The sequence below is a fragment of the Pseudomonas sp. B1(2018) genome (assembly GCF_003097365.1).
Classification (GTDB): Bacteria; Pseudomonadota; Gammaproteobacteria; order Pseudomonadales; family Pseudomonadaceae; genus Aquipseudomonas; species Aquipseudomonas laurylsulfatiphila.
In genome coordinates this window covers 1-16483 of the sequence record NZ_PYUK01000016.1, presented here as the reverse complement: position 1 = coordinate 16483, position 16483 = coordinate 1, and the positions used below count along the sequence as shown (strand labels likewise).

Below are 16483 nucleotides of genomic sequence, written 5' to 3'. Positions count from 1 at the left end.
CCCGCTGGCGTTGGCGCGCCTGAATTCTTTTGCCGGCTTCGCCGGACCTGTACCGCTTCGCCTTCTTTACCTGTTTGAAATGCCGCTTTGCTGGCGCTCCTCCAGCACCTGTCAAAGCGCAGCGCTCTGCGGGTCAATCATTCGAAGGCCATCTTTAAAGTCAGTGAATTCAAGAGGTTATTAACGCCATGTTGCTGATGATCGATAACTACGACTCCTTTACCTACAACGTTGTGCAGTACCTGGGCGAGCTCGGCTCCCAGGTCAAAGTCGTGCGTAACGATGAACTGACCATCGCTGAAATCGAAGCCCTCAATCCTGAGCGCATCGTTGTGTCCCCCGGTCCTTGCACCCCGACCGAAGCCGGCATCTCGATTGAAGCGATCAAGCATTTCGCGGGCAAACTGCCGATTCTTGGCGTCTGCCTGGGTCACCAATCCATCGGCCAGGCCTTTGGCGGCGACGTGGTGCGCGCCCGTCAAGTGATGCACGGTAAGACTAGCCCGGTATTTCACGAGGACAAGGGTGTATTCGCAGGCCTGAACCGTCCGCTGACGGTGACCCGCTATCATTCATTGATCGTCAAGCGCGAAACCCTGCCCGATTGCCTGGAGCTGACGGCGTGGACCCAGCTTGAAGACGGCTCGGTCGACGAGATCATGGGCCTGCGTCACAAGACCCTGAACATCGAGGGCGTGCAGTTCCACCCTGAATCGATCCTCACCGAGCAGGGCCACGAACTGTTCGCCAACTTCCTCAAACAAACCGGCGGCACACGCTAAGGACTCATCATGAATATCAAGACAGCCCTGAGCCGTGTCGTCGATCACCTCGACCTCAGCACCGATGAAATGCGCGATGTGATGCGCGAAATCATGACCGGGCAATGCACGGACGCACAGATCGGTGCGTTCATGATGGCCATGCGCATGAAGAGCGAAAGCATCGACGAAATCGTCGGCGCGGTGTCGGTGATGCGCGAACTGGCGGACAAGGTCGAACTCAAGACCCTCGACGGTGTAGTCGATGTGGTGGGCACCGGCGGCGACGGCGCCAATATCTTCAACGTGTCGACCGCTTCCGCTTTCGTGGTTGCCGCTGCTGGCTGCACCGTGGCCAAGCATGGCAACCGTGCGGTGTCGGGCAAGAGCGGCAGTGCCGATCTGCTGGAGGCGGCCGGCATCTACCTGAACCTGACGCCGGTGCAAGTGGCGCGCTGCATTGACAACGTTGGTATTGGTTTCATGTTTGCCCAGACTCATCACTCTGCGATGAAATATGCCGCCAGCCCGCGTCGTGATCTTGGCTTGCGCACTTTGTTCAACATGCTCGGCCCGCTTACGAATCCGGCCGGTGTGAAGCATCAGGTGGTGGGCGTATTCACCCAGGCCTTGTGCCGGCCGCTGGCGGAAGTGCTGCAGCGCCTGGGTAGCAAGCATGTGCTGGTGGTGCATTCGAAGGATGGCCTGGACGAATTCAGCCTGGCCGCACCGACGTTTGTCGCTGAGCTGAAGGATGATCAGATCACCGAGTATTGGGTCGAGCCGGAAGACCTGGGCATGAAGAGTCAGAGCCTGCATGGTCTGGCCGTGGAAAGCCCGGCGGCGTCCCTGGAGCTGATTCGCGATGCCCTGGGCAAGCGCAAGACCGAGAACGGTCAGAAAGCGGCCGAGATGATCATGCTCAATGCCGGTGCCGCCCTGTATGCGGCCGACCATGCCAGCAGTTTGAAAGAGGGAGTTGCACTTGCGCACGATGCGCTGCACACCGGCCTCGCTCGAGAAAAGCTAGAGGAATTGGGTGCATTTACCGCGGTATTCAAAGTGGAGAATGAAGGATGAGTGTACCGACGGTTCTGGAAAAGATTCTGGCGCGCAAAGTTGAGGAAGTGGCCGAGCGCAGCGCTCGCGTCAGCCTCGCCGAGCTGGAAAACCTGGCCAGGATGGCCGATGCACCTCGTGGTTTTGCCAAGGCATTGCTGGCTCAGGCCAAGCTGAAGCAACCGGCAGTCATTGCTGAAATCAAGAAGGCTTCGCCGAGCAAAGGCGTGATCCGCGAGAACTTCGTTCCCGCCGATATCGCCAGAAGCTACGAGAAGGGCGGTGCGACCTGCCTGTCGGTACTCACCGACATCGACTACTTCCAGGGCGCCGATGCGTACCTGCAGCAGGCCCGCGCGGCGTGCCAGCTGCCGGTGATCCGCAAGGACTTCATGATCGATCCCTACCAGATCGTCGAAGCCCGTGCCCTGGGTGCCGATTGCGTGCTGTTGATCGTGTCCGCGCTGGATGACGTGAAAATGGCCGAGCTGGCAGCCGTGGCCAAAAGCGTCAACCTCGATGTGCTGGTGGAAGTCCACGACGGCGACGAGCTGGAGCGGGCCTTGAAAACCCTCGACACTCCGCTGGTGGGCGTGAACAACCGCAACCTGCACACCTTCGATGTCAGCCTGGAAACCACCCTTGACCTGTTGCCGCGTATTCCGCGCGATCGACTGGTCATCACCGAGAGCGGCATTCTCAACCGCGCCGATGTCGAACTCATGGAAATCAGCGACGTCTACGCGTTCCTGGTCGGCGAAGCGTTCATGCGCGCCGAAAGCCCGGGTACCGAATTGCAGCGACTGTTCTTCCCCGAGCGTGGTGTTCCAGTCAGCGGCTCGACCCTCGACTAAACACATCTTCACAGGCAAACCGCTTCCACTGTGGGAGCGGGCTTGCCCGCGAAGAGGCCCGCAAATCCCCTAGAGACCTCAGGTCTGTCGGAGCCTTCCATGTCGCTGCCAACCTCCCTGACCATCGAAGCCGGCCTGCAAGCCGAACAAAATCTGTTGGCCTCGGTGTGTGCCGGCGACGCGGAGTTTGGCCTGTTGTTCTGGCAGCCGAGTGATCAGGCATTGGTCATGCCGCGCCGCTTGAATCGCTTGCCGGGTTTCGAGGCTGCCTGTGAAGTGTCGGCGGCGGCCGGTTGGCCGGTGCTGCTGCGCGATACCGGCGGCGAACCGGTTCCACAATCCGCCACTACGATCAATATCGCCCTGGTTTACGCGCCACCACGCAGCGAAGGTGATTTGAACCGCATCGAAACCGGTTACCGGCGCCTCTGCGACCCCATCTGCCAGTTGCTGGATGAATTGGGTGGCTCGTCGTCCCTCGGCGAAATCGACGGTGCGTTCTGCGATGGCCGCTTCAACGTCAATCTCGACGGGCGCAAAATGGTTGGCACCGCCCAGCGCTGGCGCCAGAGCCAGGGTGGTCAGCGTCCGGTGGGCCTGGTGCACGGTGCGATGTTGATGGATGACGACCGGGCGTCAATGGTCGCCGCGGTCAATCGCTTCAACGAGGCCTGTGGTCTGGAACAACGAGTACGCGCCGAAAGCCACATCGCATTGCATGAGAAGTTCACGGCACCCGATGCACTCGCGCGCCTCGACGAACTCTATCGGTTGATGCTGGCACAGATGTTCAGCGGCTAGGTTTTCGAGCTTAGCGCGTGCCGAAGACCACCATGGTCTTGCCTTTGACATCGACCAGGTTGCGCTCTTCCAGATCCTTGAGCACGCGCCCGACCATCTCCCGGGAACAACCGACAATCCGCCCGATTTCCTGACGGGTCACCTTGATTTGCATGCCATCGGGGTGGGTCATGGCGTCTGGCTGTTTGCACAGCTCCAGCAGGCAGCGGGCAACGCGACCGGTCACGTCAAAAAATGCCAGGTCACCGACCTTGCGCGTGGTGTTGCGCAGGCGCTGTGCGATTTGTCCGCTGAGGACGTAAAGAATGTCCGGGTCCTGCTGGGACAACTCGCGGAATTTTGCGTAGCTGATTTCCGCAACTTCGCATTCGACCTTGGCCCGCACCCAGGCACTGCGCTCCTGCTCCAGGCCGGCTTGCTCAAACAGGCCCAACTCACCGAAAAAGTCCCCGGCGTTCAGGTAGGAAATGATCATTTCCCGCCCGTCGTCATCCTCGATCAGGATGGTGACTGAGCCTTTGATGATGAAGAACAGCGTTTCCGAGCGGTCACCGGCACAAATGATGTTGCTCTTGGCCTGATAGCGGCGGCGCTGGCAATGCATCAACAGCTTGTCGAGGTTCTTGAGCTTGGGGTTGGGGGCAATAGCAACCATGGTTGTATCCCGAAAAGACTGCACGGTATGGTTTTTATAAATAGCGAACGCTGGAGTGAGGCTGGCCATGCGCCATTGAATTGGCGTCAGCTTACCAGACACCTCCTGAAATATTCGAGCATTTACCTACAAGGCAGTGGGATATGTCCTAGGACGGCGGGCGCTGTCAATCTCGGGGGCTGTGCTAAGCTGGCGACCCTTTTTTATACAGTGGAGTCTTGGCGATGAAGGCACGCATCCAATGGGCTGGCGAAGCCATGTTCCTCGGCGAATCCGGTAGCGGTCATGTCGTGGTCATGGACGGTCCGCCCGAGGCCGGCGGACGTAACCTGGGTGTCCGGCCAATGGAAATGCTGCTGCTGGGTGTCGGCGGTTGCAGCAATTTCGACGTGGTCAGCATCCTCAAGAAGTCCCGCCAGGCCGTCGAGAGCTGCGAAGCCTTCCTCGAAGCCGAGCGCGCGACCGAAGATCCAAAGGTTTTCACCAAGATCCACATGCACTTCGTGGTCAAGGGCCGCGGGCTGAAAGAGGCCCAGGTCAAACGCGCCATTGAATTGTCTGCCGAGAAGTATTGCTCGGCCTCGATCATGCTCGGCGCGGCTGGCGTGGCAATTACTCACGACTACGAGATCATCGAGCTCGGTTGAATCGACATTCAACTATCATAAAAGCAGTGCAGACTCTGGCGAACACAAGCTGACGTCTGCATAATGCGCCACTTTTTTCAGGGTAGTGGCCCGTCAGCCGACAGGCCTCGCACCCGAACAGACAACCAAAATCGCCATCGCGAAGAGGTGTTAACCGTCCTACGCAGGTGCGTTGTTCGCATCTGACGGGCATGCTTGATCACGCGGCCGGGCCGCAAACACATAGAGAGTTTTTAACGGTGAAAAGCAAACTCAAGCTCCACGGGTTCAATAACCTGACAAAGACCTTGAGCTTCAACATCTATGACATCTGCTACGCGGAAACCCCGCAAGACCAGCAGGCTTACGTCGAGTACATCAATAAAGAGTACAACGCGAAACGCCTGACGCAGATCCTCACGGAAGTTGTCGATATCATTGGTGCCAACATCCTGAACATTGCCAGTCAGGACTATGAGCCGCAGGGCGCCAGCGTCACGATCCTGATCTCCGAAGAGCCGGTAACCCCGACCGACAGTCAGATCGAAGAGTCCCCGGGCCCGCTGCCCGAAATCATTCTGGCCCACCTCGACAAGAGCCACATCACGGTGCACACCTACCCGGAAATCCATCCGGTCAGCGGTATTGCAACCTTCCGTGTGGACATCGACGTGTCGACTTGCGGGGTCATTTCACCGCTTAAAGCGCTCAACTTCCTGATTCACCAGTTCGATTCGGACATCGTGACCGTGGACTACCGTGTGCGCGGCTTCACCCGTGACGTTGAAGGCAAAAAGCACTTCATCGACCACGAGATCAACTCGATCCAGAACTACCTCTCCGATGACACTCGCGACGCGTACCAGATGACCGACGTGAACGTGTACCAGGAAAACCTGTTCCACACCAAAATGCTGCTGAAGAACTTCGAACTGGATAACTACCTGTTCGGTGACGCCACCAGCAACCTGTCCTCTGAGCAACGCGCCCAGGTGACCGAGCGGGTGAAACACGAAATGCTCGAAATCTTCTACGCGCGCAACATGGCGTAAGATTCTCGAACACAAAAAAAGGCGACTACCTCACGGCAGTCGCCTTTTTTATTGCCGAAACGCGGCCCCTGTGGGAGCGGGCTTGCCCGCGAAGAGGCCCTCACAGGCAACCGGGATATCAGATCCGATAAGTACTCTTGGTCATCACCTTGGCCATCAGACTCATCCCGAACTTCACCGGCGCCGGAAAGCGGAACCCGCCAGCCTCCAGCGCGCTTTCGGCGTGCTGTTCTTCGTCGATACGCATCTGCTCAAGAATCGCCCGGGATTTTTCATCCTCGGCCGGCAATTGCTCCAGGTGTTCGTTCAGGTGCTTGCACACCTGGTCTTCCGTTGCCGCCACGAAGCCCAGGCTGACTTTGTCGCTGATCAGGCCGGCCACGGCGCCAATTCCGAACGACATGCCATAAAACAGCGGATTGAGGATGCTGGTGTGGCTGCCCAGTTGATGGAGGCGTTGTTCGCACCAGACCAGATGATCGATTTCTTCTTCGGCGGCATGTTCCATGGCGGCACGCACCTGCGGCAGTCTGGCGGTCAGCGCCTGCCCCTGATACAGCGCCTGGGCGCAGACTTCGCCGGTATGGTTGATGCGCATCAGGCCGGCAACGTGGCGCGTGTCTTCGTCGCTCATTTTTGCATCGGGCTGCACGATGGCCGGCGACGGACGGTACGGCTGGCCGCTGAAGGGCAGCAGGGTGCGCATCGCGGCATCGGCTTGCAGCAGAAGGCGGTCAATGGGCGAGTAGTGACGTTGGGTAGTCATGCTGACCTCCGGGGGAATTTCGGCGGCCAGTTTAACCCAATCGGCCGGGGATGGTTTGCGCTAGGTCATTGTGATGCAGAGGCTGTGACAGTGTTGTGATGCCCTTGTGGGAGTGGGCTTGCTCGCGAAGTCGGAGTGTCAGTCAACAAGGATGTTGAAAGTGAGGCCCTCTTCGCGAGCAAGCCCGCTCCCACAGGGGGGGAGGCAGCAATCAGCCCGGCGGCCAGTGCATCTGGCGCTGACCCAGCACGTGCATATGAATGTGGTAGACAGTTTGCCCACCTTCTTCATTGCAGTTCATGACGACGCGGAAGCCTTTTTCGCAACCCAGTTCCAGGGCCAGGCGCTGGGCGGTGAACAGAATGTGTCCGGCCAGTGCCTTGTCGTCTTCCGTCAGATCGTTGAGGGTGCGAACCGGCTTCTTCGGGATCACCAGGAAATGTACCGGTGCCTGTGGGGAAATGTCGTGGAAGGCCAGTACCTGGTCGTCCTCGTAAATGATCTTCGCCGGGATTTCCCGGTTGATGATCTTGGTGAACAGAGTATCCACAGCTGTTTTCTCCGTTGTTTGGGCTGGCCTGAGTGTACTCATGGCGTATGCCAGCGCCCAGCCTTTTACCTTGATTTGGATCAGCGCGGGCAGTAAGCCTTGTTGACCATGCCGGCGATTGTGCGCGTCAGCCAGCGTGAGCCGAGCCTTGGCAGGAAGGCGAACCAGCGGTTGCGCCGCCCCGGAATAATGATCGCTTGATTCTTTTCCAGGGCGCGCACGGTGTAGAGCGCCACTTCCTCGGGGCTCATCAACAGTTTGCTGTTGGTCAGTTTGTCGCTGTCGAGTTGCGCGGTACGGAAGAACGCTGTGCGGGTCGGCCCGGGGCAGAGCACCGAAACCTTGATCGCGCACTTTTTCAGCTCGACGCGCAATCCCTCGGAAAAGTGCAGCACATAGGCCTTGCTGGCGTAATAGGTGCTCATCCACGGTCCCGGTTGAAACGCGGCCACCGAGGCCACATTCAGAATCTGCCCGCCACCTTGCAGCGCCATGCTGTTGCCGATGGCATGGCACAGGCGGGTGAGGGCGAGGATGTTCACTTCGATCAGGTCTTGCTCGGTCATCCAGTCCTGGGCCAGAAACGGGCCGCATGTACCGATGCCGGCGCAATTGACCAACAGATCGATCTGCCGGTCGCCTTCTTCCAGCTCCAGCAGGAATCCGGACAGACGCAACGGTTCGCCCAGGTCACAGGCACGGAACAGCACTTCCACGCCGAACCTTTGGGTCAATTCAATCGCAATGCTTTCCAGCTGATCACGTTGTCGGGCCACCAGAATCAGGCTGCGGCCGCGCCGGGCCAGCGCTTCGGCCATTGCCAGGCCGATGCCGCTGGAGGCGCCAGTGATCAGAGCGTAACGGGTCATGCAGTTCTCCATCGCAACAGCTCCGCGCCGCGACGCAGGTGTCACGGGCCAGGAGCGCTGTTCATTCTTTCGCAGAGTCTACAGGGGGCTGGGCCTCTTCGGCTGCATCGTCGGCGGAATTTGGCACCGGTTCGACCTCGACGTCGATTTCATCGGTGGTGACCGAACTGCTGTCGTAGCTGCTCTGGGCGGCGTTTTCGTATTCTTCCTGTATCGCCGAGAGACCACCGGCCAGGGAGCCGACCAGGATCAGTGCGATGACGAGCAGCCACAGCGAAGACAATACTTTGACCGCGGTACTGTTCGGCGGAGGCGGTGGGCCGTAGCGGTTGGCCAGTTCGTTGCCCGGTACAACCATGGTCACGAACGGAAAGAAAGTACCCACAAACGGCACCAGGTTCAGCAACCACAGCCAGCCGGACCAGCCGACATCATGCAATCGTTGAACGGTGATCTGGATACTGACGAAGGCAAATCCGACAAACAGGATCAGGGCCAGCAAGCCGCCCAGGATCAGGCCGGCGGTTGAATCCGCACCGATGAGGGCCAGAGCGACCAATGCAAACACCCCGCAAACAGCCGAGAGCACCAGGGTCAGCACCAGCGTCCAGGCGAGGTAACGCAAGCGACCGATACGGCCATCGAAACTGAATGGCTTGAGCGTGGCGAATTCCGCCACGGCTTCGCCGACGGACGCGCGAGGCGGAGCGTATGGAGACTGCGCTTCTGCCAAGGCCGCTTGGCTGCTGGCCGGGGTATGGTCATGCACGTCGGCGAGGTTCAACTCGATCGGTGTTTCGGCTTCGATGCGCGCGTCGATACCGGTCTTGCTCAGCGCTTGGAGATAAGTTTGGGCATCGGCCTGCGACAGGTTGCGTTTGAGCGCTACCGGGCGCCCGGTGAACAAACGCTCGATGGCCGTGACATCGCTTTTGAACAATTCGGCGAGATTGAGCTTTGCCGTGGTGATGTCGACACCAGGCAGCAAGGCGCCTTCGAAGATGATCTTGAAACGATTTTCGCCCATGTGCGAGGCATCCTTGTCGCGAGAGGTTGAAAGAAGAGGGTTGTGCCAGGGTGAGTGTAAGGCCAGCCGGGCGGGGCTGGCCAAGATTTACTGTCAGCGCGGCCAGCGTTTAGGCAGCTGGGCGGCATGCTCCAGGGCCTGGCGGTACTCGGCGTCGAGACGTGCAATCAACTGCTCGACACTCGGCAAGTCCTCGATTTCTCCCACGCCCTGGCCTGCAGACCAAACGGTTTTCCAGGCTTTGGCCTCATCGCTCACGGGTTTGAGCTTGGAGCCGAAGTTGATCTCGCCCTTGCCCTGCAACGCGGCCATGTCGAAACCGGCGGCTTCCAGGCTCTGGCGCATGAAACTCGCGGGGACACCTGACACGGCTGGAGTATGGATGATGTCTGCGGCTTTGGATGTCAGCAGCATTTCTTTGTAGGCTTCGGGTGCGTGACTTTCGGTCGTGCCGATAAACCGAGTGCCAAAGTAGGCCAGATCCGCGCCGAGCAATTGCGCGGCAAGAATTTCATGCCCGTGGTTCAAACAGCCGGCCAACAACAGGGTCTTGTCGAAGAACTGGCGGATTTCGGCAATCAACGAGAACGGGCTCCAGGTCCCGGCGTGTCCGCCGGCCCCGGCAGCCACGGCGATCAATCCATCCACGCCGGCTTCGGCCGCTTTCTCGGCATGACGACGTGTCGTCACATCATGGAACACCAGGCCGCCGTAGCTGTGCACCGCATCGACCAGTTCTTTGACGGCGCCGAGGCTGGTGATCACGATCGGCACTTTGTGCTCTACACAGATCTCCAGGTCCGCCTGCAAGCGGGGATTGCTGTTATGCACGATCAGGTTCACGGCATAAGGCGCGGGGTTTTCCATTGTCGCCAGTCCGGCTTCGATCTCTTCCAGCCAGGCCTTGAAGCCGCTGCTTTCGCGCTGGTTCAGCGCCGGGAAGCTGCCGACCACGCCCTGACGACAACAGGCGAGTACCAATTGCGGATTGGAAATCAGGAACATCGGCGCAGCCACCACAGGCAGGCGCAAACGTTGTTCGAGCAGAGCGGGCAGCGACATTGGAAGTACCCCGGTGAGTTGTGTCTATTGGGTTTAGAACGGCCGAACGACGACCAGAATTACGATTGCCAGCAATATCAGAACCGGAACCTCATTGAACCAGCGATAAAAGACATGGCTGCGGGTGTTTTCGCCACGGGCAAAACGTTTTACCTGGGCGCCGCACATGTGGTGATAGCCGATCAGCAACACGACCAGGGTCAGTTTGGCGTGTATCCAGCCACCCTGGCTGAAGATGCCTGGATTGAGGTAGATGAGCCAGCCGCCAAAGATCAGCGTGGCGATCATCGCCGGGCCCATGATGCCCCGGTACAGCTTGCGCTCCATGACGCTGAAGCGTTCCTTGCTGATCGTGTCTTCGCTTTGAGCGTGATAAACGAACAGTCGTGGCAGGTAGAACAGGCCGGCAAACCAGCAGACGACGCTGACGATATGAAGCGCTTTGATCCACAGATAGAGCATTTTTGGTTATTCCAGGTTCACGGTAGTCTGAATAGTAGAGGCTTGAGCGTCCGCACGTCACCTTGACGGTTGTCGCAGGGGCGCGCGGCCCCTATTATCGACGGCTTTCCAGTGGGTTCGTTGAGGGCAGGTTTATGGTCAAGGTCGGTATCGTCGGCGGCACGGGTTACACCGGTGTCGAACTGCTGCGTCTGTTGGCGCAACATCCGCAGGCTGAGGTGGTTGTCATCACTTCCCGATCCGAGGCTGGCCTGGCCGTAGCCGACATGTACCCGAACCTGCGAGGCCATTACGACGGCCTGGCGTTCAGCGTTCCGGACATCAAGACCCTGGGCGCCTGCGATGTGGTGTTCTTCGCTACACCGCACGGTGTTGCCCATGCCTTGGCGGGCGAACTGCTGGCGGCCGGGACCAAGGTCATCGACCTGTCGGCCGACTTCCGTCTGCAAGACGCCGATGAATGGGCCAAGTGGTACGGCCAGCCGCACGGTGCACCGGAGTTGTTGGACGAAGCGGTCTACGGCTTGCCGGAAGTCAATCGCGAGCAGATCAAGAAAGCGCGCCTGATTGCCGTGCCGGGCTGCTACCCAACTGCAACGCAATTGGGTTTCCTGCCATTGCTCGAAGCCGGCCTGGCCGATGCTGCGCATCTGATTGCTGACTGCAAATCCGGTGTCAGCGGTGCCGGTCGTGGTGCTTCCGTAGGTTCGCTGTACTCCGAGACGTCGGAAAGCATGAAGGCCTATGCCGTCAAAGGTCACCGTCATTTGCCGGAAATCCGCCAGGGGTTGCGTCGTGCAGCAGGCAAAGACGTCGGGCTGACCTTCGTTCCGCACCTGACACCGATGATTCGTGGCATTCACTCGACGCTCTACGCCACTGTTGTCGATCGCTCGGTGGACCTGCAGGCGTTGTTTGAAAAGCGTTATGCCAATGAACCGTTCGTCGATGTCATGCCGGCCGGCAGCCATCCGGAGACGCGTAGCGTGCGGGGTGCCAACGTTTGCCGTATTGCCGTGCATCGCCCTCAGGACGGTGATCTGGTGGTGGTGCTCTCGGTGATCGACAACCTGGTCAAGGGGGCGTCGGGTCAAGCCGTGCAGAACATGAACATTCTGTTCGGGCTGGATGAGCGTCTGGGTCTCTCCCACGCCGGCATGCTGCCGTAAGGTTTATCGCGTACAGCAAAAGGCCCGTCTGACGGGCCTTTTTGCATTTCGGGCCGGCGATCGGATTGGTTGATATACCATAACAATAGTTGACCGCTTTTCTAGGAGAAGCGGATAATGCGCGTCATCACGCAATATGACGGCGTAACGCCGGGAGATAGTCAGCATGAGCGTCGAATCCTTCACCCCCACGGCTTTGCAATTCACCCACGGTGCCGCGCACAAGGTGAAGAGCCTGGTCGATGAAGAGGGGAATGATCGCTTGAAGCTGCGCGTATTCGTTACGGGCGGCGGTTGTTCAGGTTTTCAGTACGGTTTCACTTTCGATGAGGAAGTGGCCGATGACGACACCATCGTCGAACGCGAAGGCGTGAGCCTGGTGGTCGATCCGATGAGCTTCCAGTACCTGGCCGGTGCCGAGGTGGACTACCAGGAAGGTCTGGAAGGTTCGCGCTTCGTCATCAAGAACCCGAATGCGACCACCACCTGTGGCTGCGGTTCTTCGTTCTCGATCTGATCAGCGCACCTGTTTCACAGAACGCCGCACGGCCTCAGGGTCTTGCGGCGTTTTGCTGTGTGGAGGATTTATGCGGGGTAGATGGCGCCGAGTACGCGTAATCCGCGGGCACCGGTAACGCTCGGACGGTTGGCCGCGATGCCTTCGAGGCAGCAATGAGCCAGCCATGCGAAGGCCATGGCTTCGACCCAGTCGGGGTCTACACCGTATATCGCGGTGCTGCTGACACTGGCGTTTGGCAGCAGGCTGGCCAGGCGGTTCATCAAGGCCGTGTTGTGGGCGCCGCCGCCGCAGACCAGCAGTTCCTGCGTGTCTGTCTGGGCGCTTTGCAGTGATTCGATAATGGTCAGTGCAGTCAGTTCAAGCAGCGTCGCCTGAATATCTTCGGCGCAGAAGGCTGGCAGCTGGGCCAGATGCCGCGTCAGCCATGGCAGGTTGAACACTTCCCGCCCGGTACTCTTCGGGCCTTTGGTCACAAAGAACGGGTCACTCAGTAGCGCATTCAACAGCACCGGTTGAATGTTGCCGCTGGCAGCCCATTGGCCGTCTCGGTCAAAGTGGTCGCCGCGTTGCTGATGGATCCAGGCGTCCAGCAGCACGTTGCCCGGGCCGCAGTCGAAACCGGCGACTGGCTTGCCGGGCTCGATAAGGCTGAGATTGCTGAAGCCGCCTACGTTCAGTACTGCACGGTTCCCGATCCGCTCTTCAAACAAGGCTTCGTGAAAGGCGGGAACCAGCGGTGCACCTTGTCCCCCGGCAGCGACATCGCGGCTGCGGAAGTCGCTGACCACGGTGATGCCGGTCAGCTCCGTCAGCAGGGCCGGGTTGCCAATCTGCACGGTGAAGCCGCGTGCCGGTTCATGGCGGATGGTCTGGCCATGGCTGCCAATGGCACGAATGTCGTCAGGCTTCAGTTGCTGTTGAGCGAGGAGGGTGTGAATCCCTTGCGCTGCCAGTTTCACCCAGTTCTGCTGGGCAATGGCGGAGCGGGCGATTTCGTCCGGGCCGCTGGCGCACAAGCCGAGCAGCTCGGCGCGCAGGGGGGCGGGCATCGGGATGTAGTGGGAGGCGATCAGCCTGATCGCCGGGGCTTGCTCGATCAGCGCGATATCCAGGCCATCAAGGCTGGTCCCGGACATCACACCTATATAGAGCGCCATGACTTAACGCTTGCTCGAAGCCAGCATCGTGGCTTTTTCCTGATCCATGCGCGCCATCAGAGGCTGGCTTTGGGCGAGGAAGCGTGCGCGTTCGGCCTTGGCAATCGGATCGGCCATCGGCAGCTTCTGGCCCAACGGGTCGACGTGCACACCATTGACCTGGAACTCGTAGTGCAGGTGCGGGCCGGTGGAGAGGCCAGTGGTGCCGATATAGCCAATCACCTGGCCCTGCTTCACCGTGCCGCCAGTTTTCACGCCTTTGGCGAAGCCTTGCATGTGGCCGTAGAGCGTGGTGTAGGTATTGCCGTGCTGGAGAACGACGGTATTGCCGTAGCCACCACGACGACCGGCCAGCAAGACCTTGCCATCACCGGCTGCCTTGATCGGCGTGCCGCGTGGTGCTGCGTAGTCGACGCCTTTGTGGGCGCGGATCTTGTTCAGGATCGGGTGTTTGCGGCCCATGGAAAATTTCGAGCTGATGCGGGCGAAGTCCACTGGCGTGCGGATGAACGCCTTGCGCATGCTGTTGCCGTCAGCGGTGTAGTAGCTGCTGTTGCCTTGTTTGTTGGTGTAGCGAACGGCGGTGTAGGTCTTGCCGCGGTTGGTAAAGCGTGCCGACAGGATCGGGCCATTACCGACGGCCTTGCCGTTGACCACTTTCTGCTCGTAGATCACGTCGAATTCATCGCCCTGGCGAATGTCCTGGGCGAAGTCCACGTCGTAGCCAAACACACTGGCCATGTCCATGGTCAGGCTGTGGGACAAGCCCGCTCGGGCCGCAGACTGCGACAGCGAGCTGTTGATCACGCCGTGAACATAGGCGGAGCGCACGGTCGGTTTCGCAGTGATGCGATTGAACGTGTAGCCCTTGTCGTTCCTGGTCAGGCTGATGCTTTCGACGTCGTTGAGCTTGCTGTGCAAGTTGGTCAACTGGCCGTCAGGGCTCAGTTCGAATTCAAGTTTTTGGCCACGCTTGAGCTGGCTGAACTGCTTGGCCTGCTTGTCGCTGGCCAGTATTTCATGCACCGAAGTGGCTGGAAGCCCGACTTTCTCGAACAGCGTGGAGAGGGTATCGCCTTTGGCGACGATCACTTCCCTGTGGCTTGCCGGCTTCTTTTCTTCAACTTCAACGACCGGCGCCGGTTCGGCTTGAGCGGCTTCCTGGGTGTCCTCGGCGCTGTTGTCGATCTGCGCGAAGGGGGATGTTGCGGGTTCATTTGTGGCTTGAACGACTTCTGCAGCGTCTTGATCTTGTGTCAGTTGTTCAGCAGGACTTTCCAGTTCAAGACTCAGGGTCGTTTTTTTGGCTTCAACATCGCTGGAAGGGAATACCAGGAGCGCCAGGCTGAGAAGGGCGGCGATTCCACTTGCGGCGAGCAGGTGGGTCTTCGGGTAAAGCGGCGGCGCTTTAGACGATTCGTTGGTCATAAGTGATTTTGACTTTGAAAAAGATGAATTGGAAAAGATGAATGACATGATGAAGATGAAATAACTGTATAAAATATAACCAAATCATCTCTGAAGCAAGTCCGTAGGTGCCCTGCCTGCGGATTGGCGTCCGTGCGCCGGGCAAACCTTGTATTTGACGCGCGATCTTGTATGGTTGGTTCCCTTTGAATCTGAGCCTTGCGGGTCTGTTATGAAGTCGGTTGAAGAGCAGCTAGCGCTGATCAAACGTGGTGCGGAAGAACTGTTGGTCGAGTCCGAGCTGATTGAAAAGCTCAAGCGTGGCCAGCCGCTGCGTATTAAGGCAGGCTTCGATCCAACGGCTCCGGACCTGCACCTGGGTCACACCGTGCTTATTAATAAGCTGCGTCAGTTCCAGGAACTGGGGCATCAGGTGATCTTCCTGATTGGTGACTTCACCGGGATGATCGGTGATCCGAGCGGCAAGAGTGCTACACGTCCGCCGCTCACTCGCGAGCAGGTCCTCGAGAACGCCGAGACCTACAAGACTCAGGTCTTCAAGATTCTGGACCCGGCAAAAACCGAAGTGGCCTTCAACTCCACCTGGATGGATCAGATGGGGCCGGCCGACTTCATTCGCCTGACTTCGCAGTACACCGTGGCTCGCATGCTCGAGCGCGATGACTTCGACAAGCGCTACACGACCAATCAGCCAATCGCCATTCACGAGTTCCTGTATCCGCTGGTTCAGGGTTACGACTCGGTAGCTCTGCGGGCAGACGTCGAGCTCGGAGGTACCGATCAGAAGTTCAACCTGCTGATGGGGCGTGAGCTGCAGCGTGGTTATGGTCAGGAGGCTCAGTGCATCTTGACCATGCCGCTGCTTGAGGGGCTGGATGGCGTGAAGAAGATGTCCAAGTCCTTGGGCAACTACGTCGGCATCCAGGAAGCGCCGGGTGTGATGTACAGCAAGCTGGTTTCCATTCCGGATGCGCTGATGTGGCGCTACTTCGAATTGCTCAGCTTCCGCTCCATGGATGAGATCAATGCGTTCCGCGCTGATGTGGAGGCGGGTGCCAATCCGCGCGACATCAAGATCAAGCTGGCTGAGGAGATCGTTGCGCGTTTCCATGGTGAAGAGGCTGCTGCCAACGCTCATCGTGCTGCCGGTAATCGAATGAAGGATGGCGAGCTGCCGGACGATCTGCCAGAGATCGAGTTGACAGCTGCCGAGGATATGCCGATTGCTGCCGTCCTTAATAAGGCGGGCCTGGTGAAGAACTCGGCAATGGCGCGCGATCTTCTCGGCTCGGGTGGCGTGCGTATAGATGGTGAGGTGGTTGATCGCACCTTTATATACGCAGTGGGTGCGACCCATGTTTGCCAGGCCGGCAAGAAGGCATTTGCGCGTATTACGCTCAAAGCTGAATAAGGTTGAAATTAAGTGTTGACGGCGAATTTTAGAGGCCTATAATTCGCCCCACTTCCGGCGCAGTCGAAACGGAAAACTCCTTGGTAAACAAAGAGTTACGCGGTTTTCGGCAGCAGGTTGCTTCAGGTCATCGAAGCGCCAAGGAAGTTGAAAAAGAGGTGTTGACAGCAGCGAGTAACGCTGTAGAATTCGCCTCCCGCTGACGAGAGATCGAAGGCGCAAGTGGTTGAAGTTGTTAAGGATTCCTTGAAAAC

The 16483-nt window shown here is 58.8% G+C and carries 18 protein-coding genes; 9 read left to right on the top strand and 9 right to left on the bottom strand.

Translation table 11 applies throughout. The features are described 5' to 3' along the window. The first annotated feature begins 188 nt into the window (after window positions 1-188). From C9422_RS22755 to C9422_RS22740, 4 genes are all read left to right on the top strand, one after another. The gene (locus C9422_RS22755; RefSeq protein ID WP_007980194.1) at window positions 189-782 is read left to right on the top strand and encodes an aminodeoxychorismate/anthranilate synthase component II; all 594 of its coding nucleotides are present in this window, start codon (window positions 189-191) and stop codon (window positions 780-782) included. A 9-nt stretch (window positions 783-791) separates the two neighbouring features. Then, window positions 792-1841 carry an anthranilate phosphoribosyltransferase gene (gene trpD, locus C9422_RS22750; RefSeq protein ID WP_116582238.1) on the top strand — a complete coding sequence of 350 codons (1050 nt, stop codon included), beginning with the start codon at window positions 792-794 and terminating at the stop codon, window positions 1839-1841. Beyond that, window positions 1838-2674, top strand: coding sequence for an indole-3-glycerol phosphate synthase TrpC (gene trpC, locus C9422_RS22745; protein ID WP_104449988.1), 837 nt, complete (start codon window positions 1838-1840; stop codon window positions 2672-2674). The genes trpD and trpC overlap by 4 nt, the downstream gene beginning before the upstream one ends. Before the next feature lie 99 nt (window positions 2675-2773). Further along, window positions 2774-3475 (top strand): lipoate--protein ligase family protein, encoded by a 702-nt coding sequence (locus C9422_RS22740; protein WP_116582237.1) that lies wholly within the window; start codon window positions 2774-2776, stop codon window positions 3473-3475. 10 nt (window positions 3476-3485) lie between these two features. On the opposite strand, the gene crp is transcribed toward C9422_RS22740, so the two are convergent. After that, complete coding sequence (gene crp, locus C9422_RS22735) at window positions 3486-4130, bottom strand: cAMP-activated global transcriptional regulator CRP (RefSeq protein ID WP_104449986.1); 645 nt, start codon at window positions 4128-4130, stop codon at window positions 3486-3488. A 224-nt stretch (window positions 4131-4354) separates the two neighbouring features. On the opposite strand from crp, the gene C9422_RS22730 reads away from it, so the two are divergent. Both C9422_RS22730 and speD read left to right on the top strand, forming a co-directional pair. Further along, window positions 4355-4777, top strand: coding sequence for an OsmC family protein (locus C9422_RS22730; protein WP_003176451.1), 423 nt, complete (start codon window positions 4355-4357; stop codon window positions 4775-4777). Between the two features lie 239 nt (window positions 4778-5016). Next, window positions 5017-5808, top strand: a complete 792-nt coding sequence (gene speD, locus C9422_RS22725; RefSeq protein ID WP_007980189.1) for an adenosylmethionine decarboxylase — start codon at window positions 5017-5019, stop codon at window positions 5806-5808. A gap of 118 nt (window positions 5809-5926) precedes the next feature. Here the strand turns inward: speD and coq7 are convergent, their stop codons facing one another. From coq7 to hemJ, 6 genes are all read right to left on the bottom strand, one after another. After that, the gene (gene coq7, locus C9422_RS22720) at window positions 5927-6574 is read right to left on the bottom strand and encodes a 2-polyprenyl-3-methyl-6-methoxy-1,4-benzoquinone monooxygenase (RefSeq protein WP_116582236.1); all 648 of its coding nucleotides are present in this window, start codon (window positions 6572-6574) and stop codon (window positions 5927-5929) included. Window positions 6575-6785: 211 nt separating this feature from the next. Further along, on the bottom strand, window positions 6786-7124 hold the full coding sequence (locus C9422_RS22710) for a histidine triad nucleotide-binding protein (protein ID WP_007980184.1): 339 nt from the start codon (window positions 7122-7124) through the stop codon (window positions 6786-6788). Window positions 7125-7204: 80 nt separating this feature from the next. Further along, entirely contained in the window at window positions 7205-7993 is a 789-nt protein-coding gene (locus tag C9422_RS22705) for an SDR family oxidoreductase (RefSeq protein ID WP_033048446.1), read from the bottom strand. A 61-nt stretch (window positions 7994-8054) separates the two neighbouring features. Continuing rightward, window positions 8055-9020, bottom strand: coding sequence for a DUF805 domain-containing protein (locus C9422_RS22700; protein ID WP_116582235.1), 966 nt, complete (start codon window positions 9018-9020; stop codon window positions 8055-8057). A 93-nt stretch (window positions 9021-9113) separates the two neighbouring features. After that, window positions 9114-10082 (bottom strand): nitronate monooxygenase family protein, encoded by a 969-nt coding sequence (locus C9422_RS22695; RefSeq protein ID WP_015097043.1) that lies wholly within the window; start codon window positions 10080-10082, stop codon window positions 9114-9116. A 33-nt stretch (window positions 10083-10115) separates the two neighbouring features. Beyond that, window positions 10116-10544: a protoporphyrinogen oxidase HemJ gene (hemJ, locus tag C9422_RS22690; RefSeq protein WP_116582234.1), complete on the bottom strand. Its 429-nt coding sequence runs from the start codon at window positions 10542-10544 to the stop codon at window positions 10116-10118. Between the two features lie 134 nt (window positions 10545-10678). Between hemJ and argC the strand changes: the two genes are divergently transcribed. Both argC and erpA read left to right on the top strand, forming a co-directional pair. Continuing rightward, window positions 10679-11713: an N-acetyl-gamma-glutamyl-phosphate reductase gene (argC, locus tag C9422_RS22685; RefSeq protein WP_007980174.1), complete on the top strand. Its 1035-nt coding sequence runs from the start codon at window positions 10679-10681 to the stop codon at window positions 11711-11713. 166 nt (window positions 11714-11879) lie between these two features. Beyond that, complete coding sequence (gene erpA, locus C9422_RS22680; RefSeq protein WP_007906865.1) at window positions 11880-12230, top strand: iron-sulfur cluster insertion protein ErpA; 351 nt, start codon at window positions 11880-11882, stop codon at window positions 12228-12230. 68 nt (window positions 12231-12298) lie between these two features. Here erpA and C9422_RS22675 read toward each other — a convergent pair whose 3' ends face one another. Further along, on the bottom strand, window positions 12299-13390 hold the full coding sequence (locus tag C9422_RS22675; RefSeq protein WP_116582233.1) for an anhydro-N-acetylmuramic acid kinase: 1092 nt from the start codon (window positions 13388-13390) through the stop codon (window positions 12299-12301). Window positions 13391-13393: 3 nt separating this feature from the next. Next, complete coding sequence (locus C9422_RS22670) at window positions 13394-14818, bottom strand: peptidoglycan DD-metalloendopeptidase family protein (RefSeq protein ID WP_116582232.1); 1425 nt, start codon at window positions 14816-14818, stop codon at window positions 13394-13396. 211 nt (window positions 14819-15029) lie between these two features. On the opposite strand from C9422_RS22670, the gene tyrS reads away from it, so the two are divergent. Beyond that, window positions 15030-16229: a tyrosine--tRNA ligase gene (tyrS, locus tag C9422_RS22665; protein WP_007980168.1), complete on the top strand. Its 1200-nt coding sequence runs from the start codon at window positions 15030-15032 to the stop codon at window positions 16227-16229. The last annotated feature ends 254 nt before the right edge of the window (window positions 16230-16483 follow it).

Coding starts and splice junctions, on each gene's coding strand:
- C9422_RS22755 (WP_007980194.1), top strand. CDS start 189: ATGTTGCTGATGATCGATAACTACGACTCCTTTACCTACAACGTTGTG.
- trpD (WP_116582238.1), top strand. CDS start 792: ATGAATATCAAGACAGCCCTGAGCCGTGTCGTCGATCACCTCGACCTC.
- trpC (WP_104449988.1), top strand. CDS start 1,838: ATGAGTGTACCGACGGTTCTGGAAAAGATTCTGGCGCGCAAAGTTGAG.
- C9422_RS22740 (WP_116582237.1), top strand. CDS start 2,774: ATGTCGCTGCCAACCTCCCTGACCATCGAAGCCGGCCTGCAAGCCGAA.
- crp (WP_104449986.1), bottom strand. CDS start 4,130: ATGGTTGCTATTGCCCCCAACCCCAAGCTCAAGAACCTCGACAAGCTG.
- C9422_RS22730 (WP_003176451.1), top strand. CDS start 4,355: ATGAAGGCACGCATCCAATGGGCTGGCGAAGCCATGTTCCTCGGCGAA.
- coq7 (WP_116582236.1), bottom strand. CDS start 6,574: ATGACTACCCAACGTCACTACTCGCCCATTGACCGCCTTCTGCTGCAA.
- C9422_RS22705 (WP_033048446.1), bottom strand. CDS start 7,993: ATGACCCGTTACGCTCTGATCACTGGCGCCTCCAGCGGCATCGGCCTG.
- C9422_RS22700 (WP_116582235.1), bottom strand. CDS start 9,020: ATGGGCGAAAATCGTTTCAAGATCATCTTCGAAGGCGCCTTGCTGCCT.
- C9422_RS22695 (WP_015097043.1), bottom strand. CDS start 10,082: ATGTCGCTGCCCGCTCTGCTCGAACAACGTTTGCGCCTGCCTGTGGTG.
- hemJ (WP_116582234.1), bottom strand. CDS start 10,544: ATGCTCTATCTGTGGATCAAAGCGCTTCATATCGTCAGCGTCGTCTGC.
- argC (WP_007980174.1), top strand. CDS start 10,679: ATGGTCAAGGTCGGTATCGTCGGCGGCACGGGTTACACCGGTGTCGAA.
- erpA (WP_007906865.1), top strand. CDS start 11,880: ATGAGCGTCGAATCCTTCACCCCCACGGCTTTGCAATTCACCCACGGT.
- C9422_RS22675 (WP_116582233.1), bottom strand. CDS start 13,390: ATGGCGCTCTATATAGGTGTGATGTCCGGGACCAGCCTTGATGGCCTG.
- C9422_RS22670 (WP_116582232.1), bottom strand. CDS start 14,818: ATGACCAACGAATCGTCTAAAGCGCCGCCGCTTTACCCGAAGACCCAC.
- tyrS (WP_007980168.1), top strand. CDS start 15,030: ATGAAGTCGGTTGAAGAGCAGCTAGCGCTGATCAAACGTGGTGCGGAA.